This window comes from Paenarthrobacter aurescens (assembly GCF_041549525.1).
Taxonomy (GTDB): domain Bacteria; phylum Actinomycetota; class Actinomycetes; order Actinomycetales; family Micrococcaceae; genus Arthrobacter; species Arthrobacter aurescens.
Genome location: NZ_CP157456.1, coordinates 3,207,394 through 3,225,463 on the forward strand (window position 1 = coordinate 3,207,394; position 18,070 = coordinate 3,225,463).

General features: G+C 55.2%; 14 protein-coding genes. 6 read left to right on the top strand and 8 right to left on the bottom strand.

The window, feature by feature from the left end:
• The first annotated feature begins 163 nt into the window (after positions 1 to 163).
• From ABI796_RS14865 to wecB, 3 genes are all read left to right on the top strand, one after another.
• A complete protein-coding gene (locus ABI796_RS14865; protein WP_141281438.1) occupies positions 164 to 628 on the top strand; it encodes an Lrp/AsnC family transcriptional regulator in 465 nt (154 codons plus the stop codon).
• Entirely contained in the window at positions 625 to 1,173 is a 549-nt protein-coding gene (locus ABI796_RS14870; protein WP_141281436.1) for a YdcF family protein, read from the top strand. Before ABI796_RS14865 ends, ABI796_RS14870 begins: the two co-directional genes overlap by 4 nt.
• Before the next feature lie 565 nt (positions 1,174 to 1,738).
• Positions 1,739 to 2,881, top strand: a complete 1,143-nt coding sequence (wecB, locus tag ABI796_RS14875) for a non-hydrolyzing UDP-N-acetylglucosamine 2-epimerase (protein WP_174754466.1) — start codon at positions 1,739 to 1,741, stop codon at positions 2,879 to 2,881.
• 1,389 nt (positions 2,882 to 4,270) lie between these two features.
• Here wecB and ABI796_RS14880 read toward each other — a convergent pair.
• The 6 genes from ABI796_RS14880 to ABI796_RS14905 form a co-directional block, all read right to left on the bottom strand.
• On the bottom strand, positions 4,271 to 4,705 hold the full coding sequence (locus tag ABI796_RS14880; protein ID WP_141281434.1) for a serine O-acetyltransferase: 435 nt from the start codon (positions 4,703 to 4,705) through the stop codon (positions 4,271 to 4,273).
• A 4-nt stretch (positions 4,706 to 4,709) separates the two neighbouring features.
• Positions 4,710 to 5,465 (bottom strand): WecB/TagA/CpsF family glycosyltransferase, encoded by a 756-nt coding sequence (locus ABI796_RS14885; protein ID WP_141281432.1) that lies wholly within the window; start codon positions 5,463 to 5,465, stop codon positions 4,710 to 4,712.
• Complete coding sequence (locus tag ABI796_RS14890; RefSeq protein WP_141281430.1) at positions 5,443 to 6,534, bottom strand: terpene cyclase/mutase family protein; 1,092 nt, start codon at positions 6,532 to 6,534, stop codon at positions 5,443 to 5,445. The genes ABI796_RS14885 and ABI796_RS14890 overlap by 23 nt, the downstream gene beginning before the upstream one ends.
• The gene (locus tag ABI796_RS14895) at positions 6,500 to 7,495 is read right to left on the bottom strand and encodes a glycosyltransferase family 4 protein (RefSeq protein WP_170224859.1); all 996 of its coding nucleotides are present in this window, start codon (positions 7,493 to 7,495) and stop codon (positions 6,500 to 6,502) included. The genes ABI796_RS14890 and ABI796_RS14895 overlap by 35 nt, the downstream gene beginning before the upstream one ends.
• Positions 7,496 to 7,551: 56 nt before the next feature.
• Positions 7,552 to 8,352, bottom strand: coding sequence for a hypothetical protein (locus ABI796_RS14900; RefSeq protein WP_141281426.1), 801 nt, complete (start codon positions 8,350 to 8,352; stop codon positions 7,552 to 7,554).
• Positions 8,353 to 9,071: 719 nt separating this feature from the next.
• A complete protein-coding gene (locus ABI796_RS14905) occupies positions 9,072 to 9,506 on the bottom strand; it encodes a hypothetical protein (protein ID WP_141281424.1) in 435 nt (144 codons plus the stop codon).
• 448 nt (positions 9,507 to 9,954) lie between these two features.
• Between ABI796_RS14905 and wecC the strand changes: the two genes are divergently transcribed.
• On the top strand, positions 9,955 to 11,250 hold the full coding sequence (gene wecC / locus ABI796_RS14910) for a UDP-N-acetyl-D-mannosamine dehydrogenase (protein WP_303409156.1): 1,296 nt from the start codon (positions 9,955 to 9,957) through the stop codon (positions 11,248 to 11,250).
• Between the two features lie 780 nt (positions 11,251 to 12,030).
• Here wecC and ABI796_RS14915 read toward each other — a convergent pair.
• Both ABI796_RS14915 and ABI796_RS14920 read right to left on the bottom strand, forming a co-directional pair.
• A complete protein-coding gene (locus ABI796_RS14915) occupies positions 12,031 to 13,266 on the bottom strand; it encodes an O-antigen ligase (RefSeq protein WP_141281420.1) in 1,236 nt (411 codons plus the stop codon).
• A 130-nt stretch (positions 13,267 to 13,396) separates the two neighbouring features.
• Positions 13,397 to 14,983 carry a polysaccharide biosynthesis tyrosine autokinase gene (locus tag ABI796_RS14920; protein ID WP_409347503.1) on the bottom strand — a complete coding sequence of 529 codons (1,587 nt, stop codon included), beginning with the start codon at positions 14,981 to 14,983 and terminating at the stop codon, positions 13,397 to 13,399.
• 183 nt (positions 14,984 to 15,166) lie between these two features.
• On the opposite strand from ABI796_RS14920, the gene galE reads away from it, so the two are divergent.
• Positions 15,167 to 16,177: a UDP-glucose 4-epimerase GalE gene (galE, locus tag ABI796_RS14925; RefSeq protein ID WP_141281416.1), complete on the top strand. Its 1,011-nt coding sequence runs from the start codon at positions 15,167 to 15,169 to the stop codon at positions 16,175 to 16,177.
• Between the two features lie 391 nt (positions 16,178 to 16,568).
• A complete protein-coding gene (locus tag ABI796_RS14930) occupies positions 16,569 to 18,029 on the top strand; it encodes a sugar transferase (RefSeq protein ID WP_141281414.1) in 1,461 nt (486 codons plus the stop codon).
• Positions 18,030 to 18,070 lie beyond the last annotated feature (41 nt).

Genomic DNA, 18,070 nt, shown 5'->3' on the forward strand with positions numbered 1-18,070 from the left:
CTTCTCTAGCCACTATGTGCTTCCAGTATGTTCCCCGGGCTTGTTTCGTATCCAGCTTTCGGCCAAATCATGGAAGCCCTTGCCTAAACTGGGTACTCTGAAAGACGAATTGCAATTGTGAGCTGGGTAACGTGCCCGTGCTGTAGACGAATTGGAGCCTGCTTTGAGTGAGACGGAGGCCGAGCAAACCACGGTGCCCCTGGACAGTGTGGACCGGGACATCATCCGCGAGCTGACCACTGACGGGCGCATGTCCATCACGCAGGTGGCGGAGAACGTCCACATCAGCCGCGCCCACGCTTACTCCAGGATCGCCCGGCTCACCGGTGAGGGCGTGCTGACCAAGTTCACGGCATTGGTGGATCCCATCAAGGCTGGCCTGCGGTCCTCCGCGTATGTGACGTTGAAGGTTCAGCAGCATTCGTGGCGCGAATTGAAGGAACAGCTGCGCGCCATCCCGGAGATCCATCACATTGCTTTGGTGGGCGGCGACTTCGACGTCATCCTTCTGGTCCGTGCCACGGACAACATTCACCTGCGCCGCGTGATCTTTGATCAACTGCAATCCATGGACGGGATCCTGGATACCCAAACTTTCCTGGTGTTCGAGGACGTAGACACCCGGTGACGGTCAAACGAAAGCTCGCCTGGACGCTGGTGGCCAGCGTCTTGGCGGCTCTGTTGTGGCTGATTGCTGCTTTCCAGCTCTTTCACAATCCGCCTCAGGCCACTCCCCAGAGGACCGATGCCATTGTGGTTCTGGGCGGTATGAGCAGCGAACGGCTCCCGGTTGGCCTCGCCTTGCGGGAGCAGCTGGGCATCAAGGACCTGGTGGTTGTCACCACTGGCTTGCCCGCCAACGCCGGCTCGGATGAGTTTTGTGAAGCGCACGACGGCGTTGCTCACCTTGACTGCTTCCGTCCGGATCCGCTGAACACCAGGGGCGAGGCCTCTAGGTTGCGGGATCTTGCCGCCGAGCGCGGATGGGAGTCCCTGACTGTTGTAACGTCCGATTATCACGTCCAACGGGCCGGCACTCTGATGAAGCAGTGCATCGCTGCCGACGTATATATGGTGGGCACCGAACCGGAGCTCTCCCCCGTGGGCTGGGTGCGGAGATTTGTGGTGGAAACCGGTGGTCTTTTGGACGTGTGGATCCGGCCTGAATGCTAAGTGTTCTGCGGCTGCTGGTAGGGCGAAAGCAAGTAGTGTCGTGTCCTTACTGAAGAAAAACGAGTACCCACTACTCTTACCCTCGTCTTGTCTAAAGGGCCAGCATGACAGGCATGACTACCTACATTGTTGAACCAGGCGCACTTGTCCACCGTTGCCAATGCTGCGGGGAACTCGCAGATCGGCTCTTTTGCGAAGATTGCCAGCCGCACGTCAGGAACAACGGCAAGGTCTAAGCACTAATTTTGCAATGCTCAGGTGTCTCCGATGCATATGCAAACTCACCCGGGCGTCAGGCCTTCCCGTCGACCCTCGCTGCATGACTGGGACAGAGGCCCCTAATCCGCGTCCTGAAACCAGCGGTTGTCCGTCAACCATTCGTCCCGGCATTCCTTCCGGATGCTGACCAAATCTCTGGAACGGCTCGACACACGGGCTCCCACGTGGCTGATCGGCTCGTAGCAAAGGCGTCTGATTCTGCCGAGGGAGCGATGCTCCGTTAGGATGACTTTGGTCTTTGCCTTACACCAGCTCGCTCTTTGGGGGATATATCGTGCACAGGATTATGCCAATTTTCGGCACCCGCCCGGAAGCCATCAAAATGGCTCCCATTGTCCGCGCTTTGCAGGAATCAGAGCATCTTCACTGTGTCGTCACGGTAACAGGTCAACACCGCGAGATGCTTGACCAGGTGAACGAACTCTTTGGAATCACGCCTGATCACGATCTTAACATTCTTCAGCCGGGCCAATCACTGACCGACATCATGACGCGAACAATGAGTGGCCTTGACACTCTATTCGCCCGCGAGAAGCCAGACGCAGTGGTTGTCCAAGGTGACACGACTACATCTACCGCAGGTGCTATCGCTGCCTTTTACCACGGCATTCCCGTAGTCCACGTGGAAGCAGGTCTGCGAAGCGGCAATCTCCTTTCCCCATTCCCAGAGGAGGCAAACCGTAAAATCACTAGTCAAATTGCCTCATTGCACCTCGCACCCACCAGCACCAGCCGCGCCAATCTCCTGGCTGAGGGCGTGCCCGCAGAAGACATCGTGGTGACAGGAAATTCCGTCATTGATGCATTGCTGACGACCGTCAATAAGAAGGTTCCTTTCTTGGACCCTAGCCTGGAAGAACTTGCAGATAGCGGGCAGAAAATCCTTCTGGTGACAACGCACCGACGCGAAAATCAAGGCGATGCCATGCGAGGCGTCGGCAGAGCGTTGGCCCGTATTGCCGACTCTAATCCAGACCTGGTTATCGTCCTTCCTGTGCACAAGAACCCACTTGTCCGCGAAGCCGTCCTACCAGCCATTTCAGCAAAGCAAAACGTGCTTGTCACAGAGCCTTTGGCTTACGGTGAGTTCACTCGCATGCTGTCCCTTGCCCACATCGTCCTAACCGACTCCGGCGGAGTGCAAGAAGAGGCTCCGAGTTTGGGCAAGCCGGTGCTTGTCATGAGAGACAACACAGAGCGCCCCGAAGCCGTCATAGCAGGCACAGTGTCTCTGATTGGTACTGATGAGGAACGTATCGTGAATGAAGTTTCGCGACTCTTGAAAGATCCTGAGCACTTTTTGGCCATGGCCAACGCTGTCAATCCTTACGGCGACGGTCGCGCGTCGGTCCGCACCGTCGCAGCTATAGCAGAGTTGCTGGGCGTTGGGCAACGAGTGGAAGAGTTCCGTATGTCCGTGGCGGTCTGAACACACTGGTCACGGCATCTCCGGCTTCCAATCACTCGCGCAACTTTGAGGATGACGACTTAGCTCGTCGATGCTATTCGCAAGCGTGCCCTCAACTGTCACCCTTGCGAATAGCAGCAGGCACATAAACTCGCGCCCCGTCCACCTATCCGGCCCTGTGTCTTCCTTTCGGTCGGGAAGCACAATACACGGCAACCAATAGCAAACTTCGGAGACATTCTGCCGCAACCACAATTCCCGCCATTTTGAAGGCGGTTACCTGACCGGCATATAGGACTCCCCCCAATATGGCAATCAGTTGCGTGGCGCTAATCCAAGCAAAAAAACGTTCCCGTCCGCTAAGCGAGAGAGCGCTGCCGACGGAACTGGTAAGAGCATTGACAAAGGAGGCAACGGTCAGCAGCAGGCTTGGCAGCCAAAGTGCGCTGTACTCGGGGCCCAGCACAGTACCAACCCACGCTGGGCCTGCCAGAACCAGTAAGATTGCCAGCACTCCAGGTATGAATGCAGATGCGACGGCGCTTGAAATGAGAAGGCTCAGGGTCTCCTTTCGACGGTGGGCCTGCAGGTTTGAAGACAGTTTTGGCATGACTGCCGTTGACACTGCACTAACGCTTACAGAACCAGCCGCTTGAAACCGCTGGGCAATGTCGTACTCTCCAGCCATCCGAGCCGATGCTGCGCCAACGAAGAAAATCGGTGATCTGACAGCAAGCGCGGTTAGCGATGAACCAATAGCGATGACAAAAGCTGACTTCCACCGAATCTTGGGCACAGCAACACGGCCCTTCATCACTGGGCGCAACGCAGATACACCGAAGAGCGCTGTTATCGACAGGACCGCTAACCCCTGACCGAGCAGAAACCCATCGGTGCTGTCACGGGGCGAGAGAACGGCGGCAACTATCCCAGCTGCAGGAAGGGCAAGAGACTCGCATATCTGTCCAAATAAAGAACGTCCTCGTGCTACCAAGCTGACGAACCACAATCTTTGAAGTGCCGAAGCTGCGCACGCAATTGCCAAAACAGGAAGTAACACGCCGGATGCACCCCAAGCTACGGTAGCGACTCCCCAGATCAAGACAGCAACCGAGGCTACAGAGCCCCAGATCGCTGTCAGAGCGCGCGTATCCCGTAACGCCACACTCGCTATAAAGGAACCCGAAAGATCACTGTTTGGGTCGGTTGAATCCTTAAGGCCTAAAACCTCAAGACCCAGCGGTCCGGCCACACGAAATATTACAATTGCGCTCCAGAAGATTCCGTTGATTCCTACAACTTCGAGCCCAAAAAGGTACGCCACTGTGGCCACTTGAAGAATTAGCAGCAATGCACCGCCTATGCGGATAGCGAAAAGGCCGGCGGCGCGCCCCAATAGGGAAGGTATTTTCATCCGCCGTCAGTGGCTTTGGAAGACTCAAGAGGTACGGCCAACGGCGCAATCATCGTAACCCCCGGCGCAACGTCTTTAACCACCAAGGCATTGGGGCCAATCTTTGCATCGTCCCCAACCCTGACCTTGCCAACGACCTTGGCACCAGGAAACAATTTGACCCGATTTCCAATGTTCGGAATAGCGCCTGCAACTGATCGCCCCCCTATAACGACCCCAGGGGAAATAAGGCAGTCATTCCCAATGACTGCGCTGGCGTGGACAACAACTCCAGAACCTCCGTAGGCCAATTTGGTACCCGAACCGATGGTGCAGGTGGAGGGAACATAGGCACCGAAAACCACTTGACCTAGCAACGTGCATATTTTAGGAAGAATTGGAATTCCGCGCCGATGGAAGGAGTTACCGAGTCTATAGAAAAGGAGATACATGATTTCAGCTTCCTAGCCTAAGACGACCACGAACGACGTAATAGATGAACTTGGCATTACCCACCAAGTAACGCCGCATCATGCGGCGCGGTTCCTGTAAGAGCCTAAAGAACCATTCGAGACCATAACGTTGCATCCAGATCGGTGCACGGGTCGTCTCTCCAGCCACGACGTCAAATGAGCCACCTACGCCAACGCAAAGCTTGACCCCAAGCCTGTGCAGATTGTCGGCGAGAAAGATTTCCTTGAACGGCGAAGGCACTGCGATGAACAAAATATCGGGAGTAGTTGCAGCAACTTCTTGGCAAATTTCCAAGTCCGATTTGGATTGGCGCCAGTATCCATCGTGATGGCCGACTACCTCCGCGCCGCGCTCTCGGAACGCATTAGCGGTCGCCTCTACCACGTGGCTCTTTGCACCCAGCAGGTAAATTCTAAGTCCGTGCTTCGCCGATTCGTCCACCAAGCGGTTCATGAAGTCGATGCCGGCAACCCTCTCTGGAAGAGCGTCGCCTAACAGCCTACTCGCCCAAACCACCGACTGACCATCAGCGTTGACTATAGAGCAACCGTTAATTGTGCTTCGGACCGCTTCATCCTCAACAGCGGCGACTACTTTTGCGGCATTTACAACAACATGCTGGTGGGGGCCTCCGCTTGCAATGAGCTCCAGCGCTCGTTCCACAGACTCGTCCATGCTTAGGCGATCGACTGTGAGCCCGAGCAAGTCAGCTCTACTAGTTTGATTCTGCAACAGCATCCCTCTTTGCTAGCTTGGCAAGAGCCAGGACTGCATGGCCCTGGTTCCATCTGAGAAAAAGTGGCCCGCGCGGTGAGGACCTGAAGGCACCATTACTGTCTTGTGTTGACAAAAGCACACGCAGTACGGACGGCCTTAATTCTGACAAACCCATTTCAGAGCCATAATCAGCAATAGCACCCAGCACGGTTGCATTGTTATGAATTTCACGGGTCGATGTGGTGTCCTCGGCAAAATACTTAGGCTCGCCGCTGTTGGTGAAGAACGACTCCTTCCAATGCCGAAGACCCCTGGTTGGGGCCTCGTCCACAAGAAACCCGCGACGCCCCAGTTCCGTTAAACTGTCGATGACATAGACAGTGTGAAAGCTGTCCTCCCATTCAAGCCCAGGCGCGTCCCCGTATGCCCAGCCACCATCCGGCCGCTGATGGCTGATGGTCTTCGTGATAGCTTTTTGGACCAAATCCTCATGAAGTCCCAACCGCCCCAAGGACTCTGCAGCCAGAAGGCTGCCATTGTGAACAAGCTTGTCGGATGTGTCGGTGTAGTAAAAGTACCCCCGCTTGTCGTAAAGGTTTCTTAACCATTCGCCAATTGCGGGAGAAACCTCATCTGTTCTACCTACGGAATCAATGGCACGTATCGCGAATGTTGTTGCCACAACGTTCGGAGTTCCTTGCGGATAGTAGGCCCATCGCGTCTGCACATCGAACTCATAGCCCCACGGGCGGCCCGATCCCATGTGCAGAAGGTCATCGACGAGAGAGTTAGCAAGATTGATGTCGCCCAGCTCCTTGGCAGCCATGGCGAACAGCGCCAGACTTTTTGCCATCCGAACAGGCTTAACACCGACCAAGCGCCGAGTTCTTTCGCCTGATCGCTTAAGGAGCTGTATCCAGGCTTGTCGTGTCAGTTTTGTGTTCAAGAGCTTAGCCAGCGGCGAAGATAATCCGTCATAGGGATCTGCGCTATAAAAGTCTTTATTGACTGCCAGCGCTAGACCTGCAGCAGCAGCTCTAGAGACTTCCATACTGCTATTGGTCATTATTGTACCGCCGATCGATTGCACTGCAGTATATTTTATCTAAGCTCCGGCGATAAGTTTCAATCGAGTAGGTGGTCTCCCAAGAACGTCGCGCGTTGAAGCGGATGCTGTCGGAAGCGGATTTTTCCCGAAATGCTTCTTCAATGGCTGCTGCCAAAAGCTCGGCATTATTTACCTCAACTATGATTCCATTACGTTTATGCGTGATGACCTCAGGAATGCTCCCCACTGGGGTCACAACCGGCATCGCTCCGTGCGCCATAGCATCCAGAAGCGACAGAGGCAGTCCTTCGGCATGCGAGGGAAGAGCAAATACGGCAGCTTCGGACATGAGCTCCCCAAGGCGTCTCTGGTCAACCCACCCATGCCATCGGACTGGGGCTGAGCTGTTCTCGATGGCTGCGACGATCTCCGAATCAGGACAATCGCCGGCCAGATCCAGAGACCAAGAGATATCTTCGGAGACAAGCTCTGCGGCACGAAGTAATTCTCGGATGCCCTTCGAAGATACGAGTTTTCCGGCAAAAAGGACACGGTTTTGACGTTCCCCAGGATTCAGGGTGGCCGGACCAGGCACAGCGTTGGGAAGAACACAAACAGCAGACGACTTGACCCCAAGGTCTGAAACAACGAAGTCCTCCCACACGCGACCTAGGACGATAACGAATGCAGCGCCCCGAAAGAAGCGACGGACGACCCATTTCAATGGACGAGGGAGCTTGGCATAGAAGCGCTGATAGCCTCCACCGTGCAAGTGGATGACATACGGAACCCGACGTAATTTAATGATTTCGGTTAGCAGAATCTTTCTAAGACTCGAACCAGAGGAGGCAACATTTACATGGGCGACGTCACAGCGGGGGTTTTTGATTAGCCCTGCGACACAGGCGAGGAAGGACTGCAGTCGACGCTTCCCGGATGCGCCGGTATCTATGAACCGTAACTGCGAGACCTCCGAATATGAAGATTGAACATGACTCATCATGACCCCGATTCCTCCAGCGGATCCTGGCAAGGGACCCAGAACTAGAGCACGAACGATCATTTTTTCACCGCGGATGGGATGTGCTGTTCGATCAGACGGATCTTGGCGTTGGGCGTCGGTGGCAGCGAGGCGACTGATGATGTGGTGAATTTGATCAGGTCGAGGCAGCTCTTTTGCAACTCTGACCCAAAGCCTTGAACATCCTCCGGAGTAGCACCGATCGCTGGAACCACAAGAACTTCGGCCTTGCCTGCCTCAAATTGGCGAATTCTGAATGCAAAAATCTTCTCATATATAGCCGAATGTAAGTTGAGCGCAGCAATAGAGACGGTTCCGCCCGACTCGGTTACCAGGTGCTCTTGAGCCCGCCTTCCACGGATGTCGCGGATTTCGAGGCCCCCAGTCGACACCTCGACCAGCTCGGCAGTGTCTCCAGTGTCATACCGAAGCAGCGGCATAGCTGTTAACCGCAGCCCCGTCGCAATGACTCGTCCTCGCTCACCTACCGCTACTGGACGATCTAAGTCGTCCAGAAGTTCAACGTATCCGTACAGAGGGTAGAACGAATACGTGTCCTTCTGCGGGTTGTACCGTGCCATGGCAACCCGCTCGCTCAGTCCATATGAGGGCAAGAATGTAGCGTTTGGGAATGCATTTTGGATCAAGGCTTGCTGATGGGGCAGCGTTCCCTCAGAGACCGGGAAGATACCCTGCACACTTAATCGAAAGTTGCTGTCGTCAGCTATAGCTGCCTTAGCTAAGGCAGCTATAGCTGACGGATAGCCATGAATGAAGCGAATGCGGTTCTGCTTAGTCAGCTCCCAGTAGTGAGCCGACGTTGCCTCATCCAACCCCATCGCCGAGAGCATTAGCTCCGAGGTTGCTCGCGACCGCTTCCATCTCCTAGGGGGACGCCCACCCAGATGGACTCCTCGGATAACTGTTCGCCAATTGCCCGGCTTGTAGCCTGATTCGCCCCAGGCATGACAAACATAGGCCCATTCTGAGGCAGCACGTCGGCGGTCAAGATAAAAAACAGCTGGCTCTCCCGATGAACCGCTTGTCGTGACCTTGTCAACCATGTCCAAGCCGGTCGCAAGAAACTCCTCGGGCCGGCCTCGGAAATCATCTTTATAGAGAATCGGGAGAGAAGCCAAGACCTTAGCGGGGTCATCGACAGAGGAATTGAGCATCGAGTAGCGAGGATCGGAGCTGTAGGCGGGCACATCACGAGCTCGCAGAAGAAGCGTCCTTAGCAGCTCCAACTGACTCGCGCGGGCGACTTGGGGAGAGCCGAGGGCCCTCGCGATTGACTCACTTGCCACCACGAAGTCTTGACCGTAACGAAGCTTAGGCGGCAGCCACTGAGCAACCAGCCCCAACATTTCTCTGAGTGCAGGCGAGCTGTGAGCGAGGTACTCGCGGATCCTACTCAACAATATGCAATCCCCCATGGTGAAAGTTAGAACCGACATAGAGCAGGTCCAGCATCAGTATCGTAGTAGATGTGGGAACCCGCAAAGAAATCCCTGCAAAAGCGTCGTCACCCGCCGGCTCTGGCGGTCATCGGGCCGAATTAAACGGCTGAATCTCGGATGCCGACCCGGCGGGCAGGGATCCCAGCCCAAATCTCGTAGTCACCTGTAGAGGACATCAGCACCGCATTTGCAGCGATGATCGTTCCATTTCCGATAGACGTTATCCCATCCCCAGCAAGCACCTTAGCGCCTGGAAAGATCACCACATCGTCGCCAACAATCAAACGTTCCATTTTGGACTGTGCGAGCGGCAGGTGTGCGTCTTTTCGACCTAGTGTGACCTGATGGTAAATACGAACATTTGTTCCGATTGTCGTCAACGGGTAGAAGACGGTACCCCGTCCACTGTGAACCAGACGCAAACCTTCACCTACCACCATCTGGGCTGGGCTATCGATACCGAAAACCAGAGACAGAATGGCACGGACAACCCTGAATCGCCGGAGGTAAACCAGTCGTTCTACAAGTGTCATGGGAACAGTTTAGGTGGACGTACACGGTGACCCTGACACTGGAGAGCCGGCCACGCTGAACCCCACGCTTCGACTAAGAAAAGTCGACCCCGCTCCGAAACTTACACAGTTGCTTCTCACGCTGGCGCGAGAAAGTTCAGTCGTTCTCGCCCGCCCTATCGTTGTGGAAGCAACCACATAACGTAGATTTACTCGAAGCGTTTGCGCTCCTCGCACCTTGCCTGTCAAAGTTAGCTTGAGTCATAAGGAGTGACAGAAGAGTCACTCTCCGCGTCACGGTTGGTCCCCGGCGCTTAGACTCACATGCACATTAGCCGTAGGTCTCAAAGCAACGTACGCCCGGGCAGGTTTTCTAGCGACCTGCGCGAGCGAGGTACCTCAGCCTTTGGACGATAGTCCGACGAGCGTCGAAACCGCCAAATCTTTAGCCAGTTCATTAACCAGAAGTATGGGGAGCATTGCGTTGAATACGATCAATCGCGTAGCAGTCATTGGTTTGGGTTACATCGGATTGCCGACCGCTGCCATTTTGGCGACGAATGGCATAGAAGTTATCGGAGTAGACGTCAACCAGCGGACAGTAGACGCTGTGAATGCCGGCCAGGTTCCGTTTGTGGAACCGGACCTGGGAGTTCACGTGGCTGGTGCCGTGAGCCACGGACACCTCACTGCCAGTATTTCGACTCCGAGGGCAGACGCCTACATTGTCGCCGTTCCCACACCGTTCAAAACGGACCGGTCAGCGGACTTGAGCTATATCGAAGCCGCTGCCGAGGGTATCGCACCGCAGCTGATCGGTGGCGAATTGCTGATCTTGGAGTCAACCTCTCCCCCCGGGGCCACAGAACACATGGCGCAGTACATCCTCGACCTTCGCCCGGACCTAAGTTTGGACGGTGCTGATTCCAAGCCTGCGATTCTCGTAGCACACTGCCCCGAACGCGTCCTGCCGGGCAGAGTTATGATCGAACTCGTCATCAACGACCGCATCGTTGGGGGCATTACTCCCGACGCAGCCGAAAAAGCCAAAAATCTATACTCGGTCTTTTGCAAGGGTGAGATTCTAACCACTGATGCTGTCACTGCCGAGATGGCCAAACTAGTAGAAAATTCGTACCGCGACGTCAACATTGCCTTTGCCAATGAACTCTCAGTAATCAGCGATAAACTTGGAATTGATGTTTGGGAGTTAATTCGCCTCGCCAATCACCACCCTCGGGTAAATATTCTTCAACCGGGCCCAGGCGTGGGTGGTCACTGCATTGCTGTGGACCCTTGGTTTATTGTTTCGGCCGCCCCAGAGGAAGCTCGCCTTATCCGCACCGCGCGAGAAGTTAATGACGCAAAGCCGGAATGGGTCTTCCAACAAGTACTGTCGGCCCTCGAACTTCTCCCTCCCGCCGCTGAAGTTTCGGTTCTGGGATTGGCCTTTAAAGCAAACATCGATGACCTACGAGAATCTCCCGCCATAGAAATCGCTGCACACCTAGCGGAGGCCCTTCCGAGTACACGATTCAATGTGGCCGAGCCCCACGTAGCCGAACTTCCCGCGCAACTCTTGGGCCGATCCAACGTGAAATTGGTGCCAATTGACGAGTCTGTCTCACGTTCCGATGTAATCGTCGTTTTGGTCGATCACGACGACGTCAAGGCGATTGAAATTGAGCAACTCGAAGGTAAGGTCGTGATAGACACGCGCGGCGCGCTGCGTCGCGAGCCCGTTCTAAACACACTTGATGCATAAGTTCTTCATTCCGACGACATGCCGTCGGGACGCTCTCCACATTTGCTAGGGGCGGTTCTCAAAGCATGAAAACTGCCCCTAACAAAAGTCTGCCATTCGTGGCTGCGTATAGGTGCACATTCACGCGCCACCGGAAGCCTGGCGCCAGACGTACGCCGGTGCCCTAAGTCGCGCTCCCTGAACCCCTTACCCTTCGGGCTAATGGTTGAAGGGTCATTCACTCCAGTCGCATCGTCCCAACCGAAGAGAGTTCCGAGTTGATTGACAAGATCCTTGGTGTCCACCGACGCCGCTGACTCGGCGTAAGTCTTGAAGGGCTTGGGCAGATGCTCATGCCTCTGCCTGCAGGCCTAATCAAACTAAGAACCGAGCTGCCCCCCAGATACATACTTTCGGCCTTGCAGGTAGTCATGATTGACTGAGGAGCGCAGCGAGCAGCAGCGCGCTCCAATCCCCTCAGTATGAGGGGCTGACGCTAACCACATTATGTACGCCTAGGAATAGCCGCTAGGGCACTATAGGCCTGTCCATCGAGCTGATACCGCCATCACCGGCGCACTCGAACCTGGCCCGCGGGGGGGGCTGTCGACGTCACGGCGTTGAAATCTACCTGTCGGACTAGCCTGCACCGTCAACTACTTCCGGTTCATAGGTGAGTCAAATCTTTGACTCACCCCTACTGTGTGATGGGCTGCCGCCAGTCGATGCGGTAGGCACATCAATTCGCTTCTGCCGAAGGCTAAGAGCTTGCTCCAAGGCGCGCGACGGGCTGCGAGTCCGCTATACCGCTCGGGGAAGAGCCGCCGTTTCAACAGTCCCACTGGCCTTTTGAGCGCGGCCGTGACCGGCAAGATTGGCCGAGTAAATGGCCATACCCCAAAAAACTGCGAGCCCAGGACGGTCGAGCAGAGTGTTGCTAAGGACCATTCCCGCCAGCGCAGCCGTTAGCGCCATCGACCCCACAGGTGACAACATGCGCCTCGTGGCGATTATGCATATGACGAAGAAAAGAAGCCCCACGAGACCAAACTCCATGATCAATGTCACCAGATCGGAGTGTGCGGACTTTTCTTCCCACCACCAAAGGGGTGTCACGCGGTAATCAGAGTAGGCGCCACCGCCGAATAACTGGAAGATAAAGCTCTCATTGAGGAAGATATGCAGCCGCTCATTCCAAGCATCAAGCCGCCCCGATCCCAGTGCGCCTGCGCCCAGTTGCCCCACAGTGCCACCCTCAACTGAGTTCTCATCTCTATAAAGTACCGAGCCTAAGACCATAAGCGAACATAACGCCACAATTAGCCAGCGGGGCCATTGTCTTCTATTTGCCACCCAAAAAATTGCAAAAACCCCAAGCATCAACATCTCGGTGGCACCACCGTAAGCTAGCAGCAAGGCGAAAGCCGTGCAAATAAATACTAGCTTGACTGGCCACCGCCAAGGGGACGTCCAAATGACTATCGCGAGAGCGCTGATGACAATCGCGGACGAATGGAATCCTTCTTCGCCGCCGACAAAGGCTCCTGCTCTTACCACGCCAGCGACTGTCACTCCGGGCGCAGTAATTGCCACAACAGAGGCATACATCAGAATAATGGCTGCTGCGCACGACAGAAGCCTCCTTATGTCGCCCAAGGGTAGGCGAATAAGCACAAACAATGCGGCCAGCGAGATGCAATATCTGGTCAATGCATCCATGTTCTGCGGTATACCTACCCAACTCATGGATAGCCCCATAAACAGCATAAAACCTAGCAGCAAGAGAACTGAGGTCATCTTTCTAGGACACAGCAGGCTGCCGAGCAGCAGGGAGGCAACGACACAGAGAGCCACTAAGCCAGACAAAGCCGGCCGCATCGCAACCAAGGTGTTGAACCCAACAGCGTAGGCGAAGGAGACGGCTACGGACACAACCCCAACAGCCTGCGCCAAAAAATCCGGCTTCACTGGAATGTAGGCGATAGTCGTCTGTGGTTGAGCCATCGAACGCCCTAGCAAGCTTGAGTTCCTGGTCATCAGGGCCTTTCATCGTCCACGAGTCGCTACGAGATCGACTACGTTCCCTCTGTCCTAAACTGGACATTCAAGCGCGACATTGACGCCGTTTGCTCGCCGTCGGGGGCTTAGCCAGGGATACTTTGGAAATTCATTGTGGGAGCCGAGACTTTGGAAATTTCGTGGGTGGCTGAAGCCGGTCGGCTGGAGCGTTCTGTGATGAACGTTTGGTCGTATCAACCGGCCCGAAGTTCCGAATCTCTGGTGACGCACCGTCCGAGTCTCCAGATTTATAACGTCTCTTGCTGATGGGCGCGTCTCGGCCGCTTCGACCGTCACGTGGAGATTCGCGACGTTCGTAGGAGTAGGAGTAAGCATCCGCGCCCTTAGACGGCAATTGGTTCAGAACGATACCAAGTATTTTCGTGTCAACGAGCTCGAGCGCCCCAAGGGAACGCTCAAGGTCGTGGCGCTTGGTGGAGTGAGCACCGACGACAACTATTACACCGTCTACATGTTGAGCAAGCACAGTCGCGTCGGTCACGGGAAGTACCGGCGGCGTATCAATGATGACGGTGTCGAAAGTGCCGGAAAGACGATTCAAGAGCTGCTTCATGTCCGCGGATCCCAAGAGTTCGCTTGGATTCGGTGGGATCTGTCCTGAAGCCAGCACATATAGATTTTCCTCGCCCCAGGGTTGCAGCAAGTCATTCAAATCCGCTGCGCCCAAAAGTGCAGTGGTCAAACCTGCATTGCGATCAAGTCCAAGATACTCACTGACCATCGGTCTCCGCAGGTCAGCGTCGACAATGCAAACGCTATGACCTGCCTGGGCCATTGCGATGGCTAGATTGGTTGCCGTCGTGCTCTTACCTTCACCGGGGAGGGATGAGGTCACCATTACAGTTCTTGCGTGGCCAGCAACGTTGGCAAACTGCAGATTCGTACGCAGCTGCCTGAACGTTTCTGCCCTCCGGCTTTGGAGAGGGGCCTGTGTTAGGAGAGGCTTCTTGACAGCGTCCTGATCAAAAGAAATACCGCCAAGCAAGGCCGTGCTAGTAAGAGCCCTGAGATCAGCCTCTCCACGAATGCGGTTGTCCGTCTTTGCACGAACGATGGCGATCGCCAACCCCAAGAGCAGCCCCGAAGACAGTCCAAGAAGCAAGTTCATACGCACGTTTGGTGCAGAGGGAGCGGAAGGTGCCTTTGCAGGAGCAATGACCGAGAGATTGACGGGTGAATTACCTCCCGTTTGAGGTTTCTCAAGCCAGGCAACCGTCGTGATCAAACTGTCAGCTACCGCTTGGGCGATCGCTGCAGCCTGCACGGCTGAGTTGTCAGTCACAGAGATTGTAATCAAAACCGTGTTCGGGTCCGCCGTAGCCTTGACTCGCGGAGCTAGTTGCTCTGGCGCCATGGACAAACCCAATACATCGATGGCAGGCTGCAGGACCTTCGGAGACTGAACAGTCCGGACGTACGATTGCACCCTTGCTTGAATGAAGGTATTGCCTTGCTGCAGTTCTTGTACAGAGCCGGAACTCTGGATTGCCACAAAAAGCTGCGTCTCGGCGGTATAGGTAGGCTTCGAGAGTAGTGATGCGCCCCCTCCTACAAGTAGACCTACCAACCCGACGGAGATGATGATCATCCAGTTGCGACGCAATATGCGTATGTACTCGTGAAGATCCAAACCGCGTCCCCTATTTCTCTGCACACCTGAAGCCCGCCGCTGCATAGGACGGTGGCGCACGATTGTGTTTTCTCAAGTGTAACGGGCGTGATCAAAGGTTCCGAGTGTCCGAAACGCCAGAACTAGCCGTATCACTACGAACTGAGAGGAGCTGCAGTACGCAGAACAGTGCACCGTTCCGTCACTGATTTTGGTTCTCGACCCAGCAGTAACAGTACACTCAGCCATATGAAAGTCTTGGTCACCGGAGGCGCCGGATATATCGGTTCACACACCGTCCTTTGCCTTCTCAATGATGGCCACGAAGTTGTCGTTCTAGATAACCTGCGGAACTCCAGCCCCGAATCATTGCTCCGAGTAGAAGAACTCGCAGCCAAACGTATCGATCTGCGTCGAATAGACATACTGGACGCCGCTGCCCTTGACCAGGTGCTGGCTCAAGGAGAATTTGAGGCAGTCATTCACTTTGCCGGTCTGAAGGCCGTTGGGGAGTCGGTCGAAAATCCGCTCAGTTACTATAGAAATAACGTTGTCGGCACGCTCAACTTGCTTGAAAGCATGGAAAGAGCTGGAGTAAAGAAGCTGGTCTTCAGTTCTTCGGCCACCGTTTATGGCGATTCGGAGCATGTTCCGCACGTCGAAAAGGCACCCCTTGACGCAACCAACCCGTACGGTAGAACCAAGGAGCAGATTGAGGACATCCTAACGGACCTGGGTGCAGCCAAACCTGAATGGGCCATTGCCCTGCTCCGCTACTTCAACCCCGTCGGAGCGCATGAGTCTGGCCTGATTGGCGAAGACCCTCGAGGCACTCCGAACAATCTTCTACCTTTTGTTTCACAAGTCGCGATCGGACGAAGAAAAAAAGTCACAGTGTTCGGCAATGATTACCCTACCCATGACGGGACCGGAGTCAGGGACTACATACACGTAATGGATCTGGCTTCCGGCCATCTGGCCGCCTTGAACTTTATCGCACCAGCAAATGGCGTGTACCGCTGGAATCTGGGAACTGGGCGCGGATCGTCAGTTCTAGATGTCATTGAAGCTTTCAGACTGGCGTCCGGCCGCTCAATTCCCTATGAGTTTGCGGCCAGAAGACCGGGTGATGTGGCAATCAGCTACGCCGACGCCTCAGCAGCCCTAGCCGATCTCGGATGGTCTGCTGGTAAGAACCTCTCGCAGATGTGCGAAGACCACTGGCGTTGGCAGAGCTTGAATCCGCTTGGATACTCCTAGTAATCGCTGATTTGTGATCATCGGTCGGCAATACCAGCATTCACCACCCGGCCTCTTCGCCTACGCGTAGTGAATGAGGGCTAGAGGATCCGCGGTCTGGATGCCGCCGCTACAAACCGAATTTGCTGCCCTTGTTTCGCATTATGACCTAAGACTCAATTAGGCGGGTACGTCCGCAAACTATCTTCGGTCTCCGCCGAAACAGACACGGCTGCAACAGAACACTGAAAGGAATATGCGTGGTCACCCTGGTCTCACGCCAGCGGAGGTCGCAGCGCGCTCTCTGGAAGACTCTTCGTAATCGAAGGCACCCGGCTCGTGACAATGCAGCATTGCGAATGCTTGCGTAGGCCCATGTATCCTTACGACGGGGTTCTTCCTACACGAACACATGCCTACACTTGGGGATTACACATTGGGGACCGAATCTGATTGGCGACCACGATCATCGCGTCTTCTCAGGTTTGCCGATGCTTTCGTCATAGTCTGGGCTGTTTCAGGTGCCTATGTCATTCGTTTTGGTCTCGAACCGAACTTTCTGGTGACGTCACAGGAGCCGAACTACGTCTGGCTATCAGTAGCGTTGGCCATCGCCTGGTGGCTCATGCTGGGCGCTTGGAACACTCGCCAGAGTCGGATCCTCGGCGCCGGGCCAGATGAATACAAGAGGGTTGCTGCCGCCTCGCTCTGGCTATTCGGACTGATTGCAATTTTCTCGTACGTCTTTCGCATCGAGACCGCACGTGGTTATGTTGGCATCGCTTTGCCAGTTGGCCTGCTAGGACTCCTTCTCGCCCGATGGCTGCTTCGGCAGCACCTTAGCGTTGCTCGACAAAAGGGCAGCAGCATGTCAAGGCTACTCCTTCTGGGCGGACCGAGTGCCGTTGCGCACCTAGCCAAGTCGCTTCACAGTGCCAAGCACGCCGGCTACCTTCCCGTTGCGGCCTTCACGCCAGGCGCGCGAGATCAGCCACGTATCGAACCCAACTCCGGGCTGCCCATATTGGGAAGTGGAACGGACACACGGGCCGTCCTAGAAGCCATCGATGAATGCCAAGCCGATGCGGTTGCTGTCTCCGCTGGTGTGCAGTTACACCCACAGACAATTAGGCACCTTGGCTGGGAGCTCGCCGCACGTAACGTGGGGTTGATTATGGCTCCGGCCTTGACTGATATCGCAGGGCCCCGTATCCATACACAGCAAGTTGCTGGGTTGCCGCTTATTCACGTGACCACACCGACCCTCGAAGGTGGGCAACGCGTTGCAAAGCGTTTGTTTGATGTCCTGGTCTCCGGCTTATTGATCATCTGCACCCTTCCTCTGATGTTGCTAATCGCCGGTTTAGTGAAGGTTGGAAGCAAAGGGCCGATCCTCTTCAGGCAGGATCGAGTTGGCAAGGAGGGAAAGCATTTTCAAATGCTGAAATTCCGGTCCATGGTCGTTGATGCCGAAGCCCGACTCTCAGAACTTGAACACCGGAACGAAGGTAAGGGCCTTCTATTCAAGATCAAAGATGACCCCCGAATCACGCGTATTGGGGGTATCCTCCGGAAGTACAGCTTGGACGAACTTCCGCAGTTATTCAACATACTCGCCGGCTCGATGAGCCTCGTGGGACCGCGTCCACCACTGCCTCGCGAAGTCGCTGAGTATGAGCACGACGTTCGGCGAAGGCTTTTGGTAAAACCAGGACTCACTGGTCTTTGGCAAGTTAGCGGCCGTTCCAACCTCTCTTGGCAGGATTCTGTACGGCTCGACCTTTACTATGTGGAAAACTGGTCTCTGGCCGGCGATCTAGTCATAATTCTCCGCACGGTAAGGGCGGTGTTTCAAAGCAGCGGCGCCTACTGAGCGTTCTGAGAGCGGCGCGCTCCCTGACCGATCAAGAAAAC

Bases quoted from the DNA above. Each gene is read 5' to 3' on its own strand.
- ABI796_RS14900 (WP_141281426.1), bottom strand. From the start codon at position 8,352: ATGGGGTTGGATGAGGCAACGTCGGCTCACTACTGGGAGCTGACTAAG.
- ABI796_RS14920 (WP_409347503.1), bottom strand. From the start codon at position 14,983: ATGCAGCGGCGGGCTTCAGGTGTGCAGAGAAATAGGGGACGCGGTTTG.
- wecC (WP_303409156.1), top strand. From the start codon at position 9,955: ATGGGGAGCATTGCGTTGAATACGATCAATCGCGTAGCAGTCATTGGT.
- wecB (WP_174754466.1), top strand. From the start codon at position 1,739: ATGCCAATTTTCGGCACCCGCCCGGAAGCCATCAAAATGGCTCCCATT.
- ABI796_RS14880 (WP_141281434.1), bottom strand. From the start codon at position 4,705: ATGTATCTCCTTTTCTATAGACTCGGTAACTCCTTCCATCGGCGCGGA.
- ABI796_RS14915 (WP_141281420.1), bottom strand. From the start codon at position 13,266: ATGACCAGGAACTCAAGCTTGCTAGGGCGTTCGATGGCTCAACCACAG.
- ABI796_RS14895 (WP_170224859.1), bottom strand. From the start codon at position 7,495: ATGATGAGTCATGTTCAATCTTCATATTCGGAGGTCTCGCAGTTACGG.
- galE (WP_141281416.1), top strand. From the start codon at position 15,167: ATGAAAGTCTTGGTCACCGGAGGCGCCGGATATATCGGTTCACACACC.
- ABI796_RS14930 (WP_141281414.1), top strand. From the start codon at position 16,569: ATGCCTACACTTGGGGATTACACATTGGGGACCGAATCTGATTGGCGA.
- ABI796_RS14885 (WP_141281432.1), bottom strand. From the start codon at position 5,465: ATGCTGTTGCAGAATCAAACTAGTAGAGCTGACTTGCTCGGGCTCACA.
- ABI796_RS14905 (WP_141281424.1), bottom strand. From the start codon at position 9,506: ATGACACTTGTAGAACGACTGGTTTACCTCCGGCGATTCAGGGTTGTC.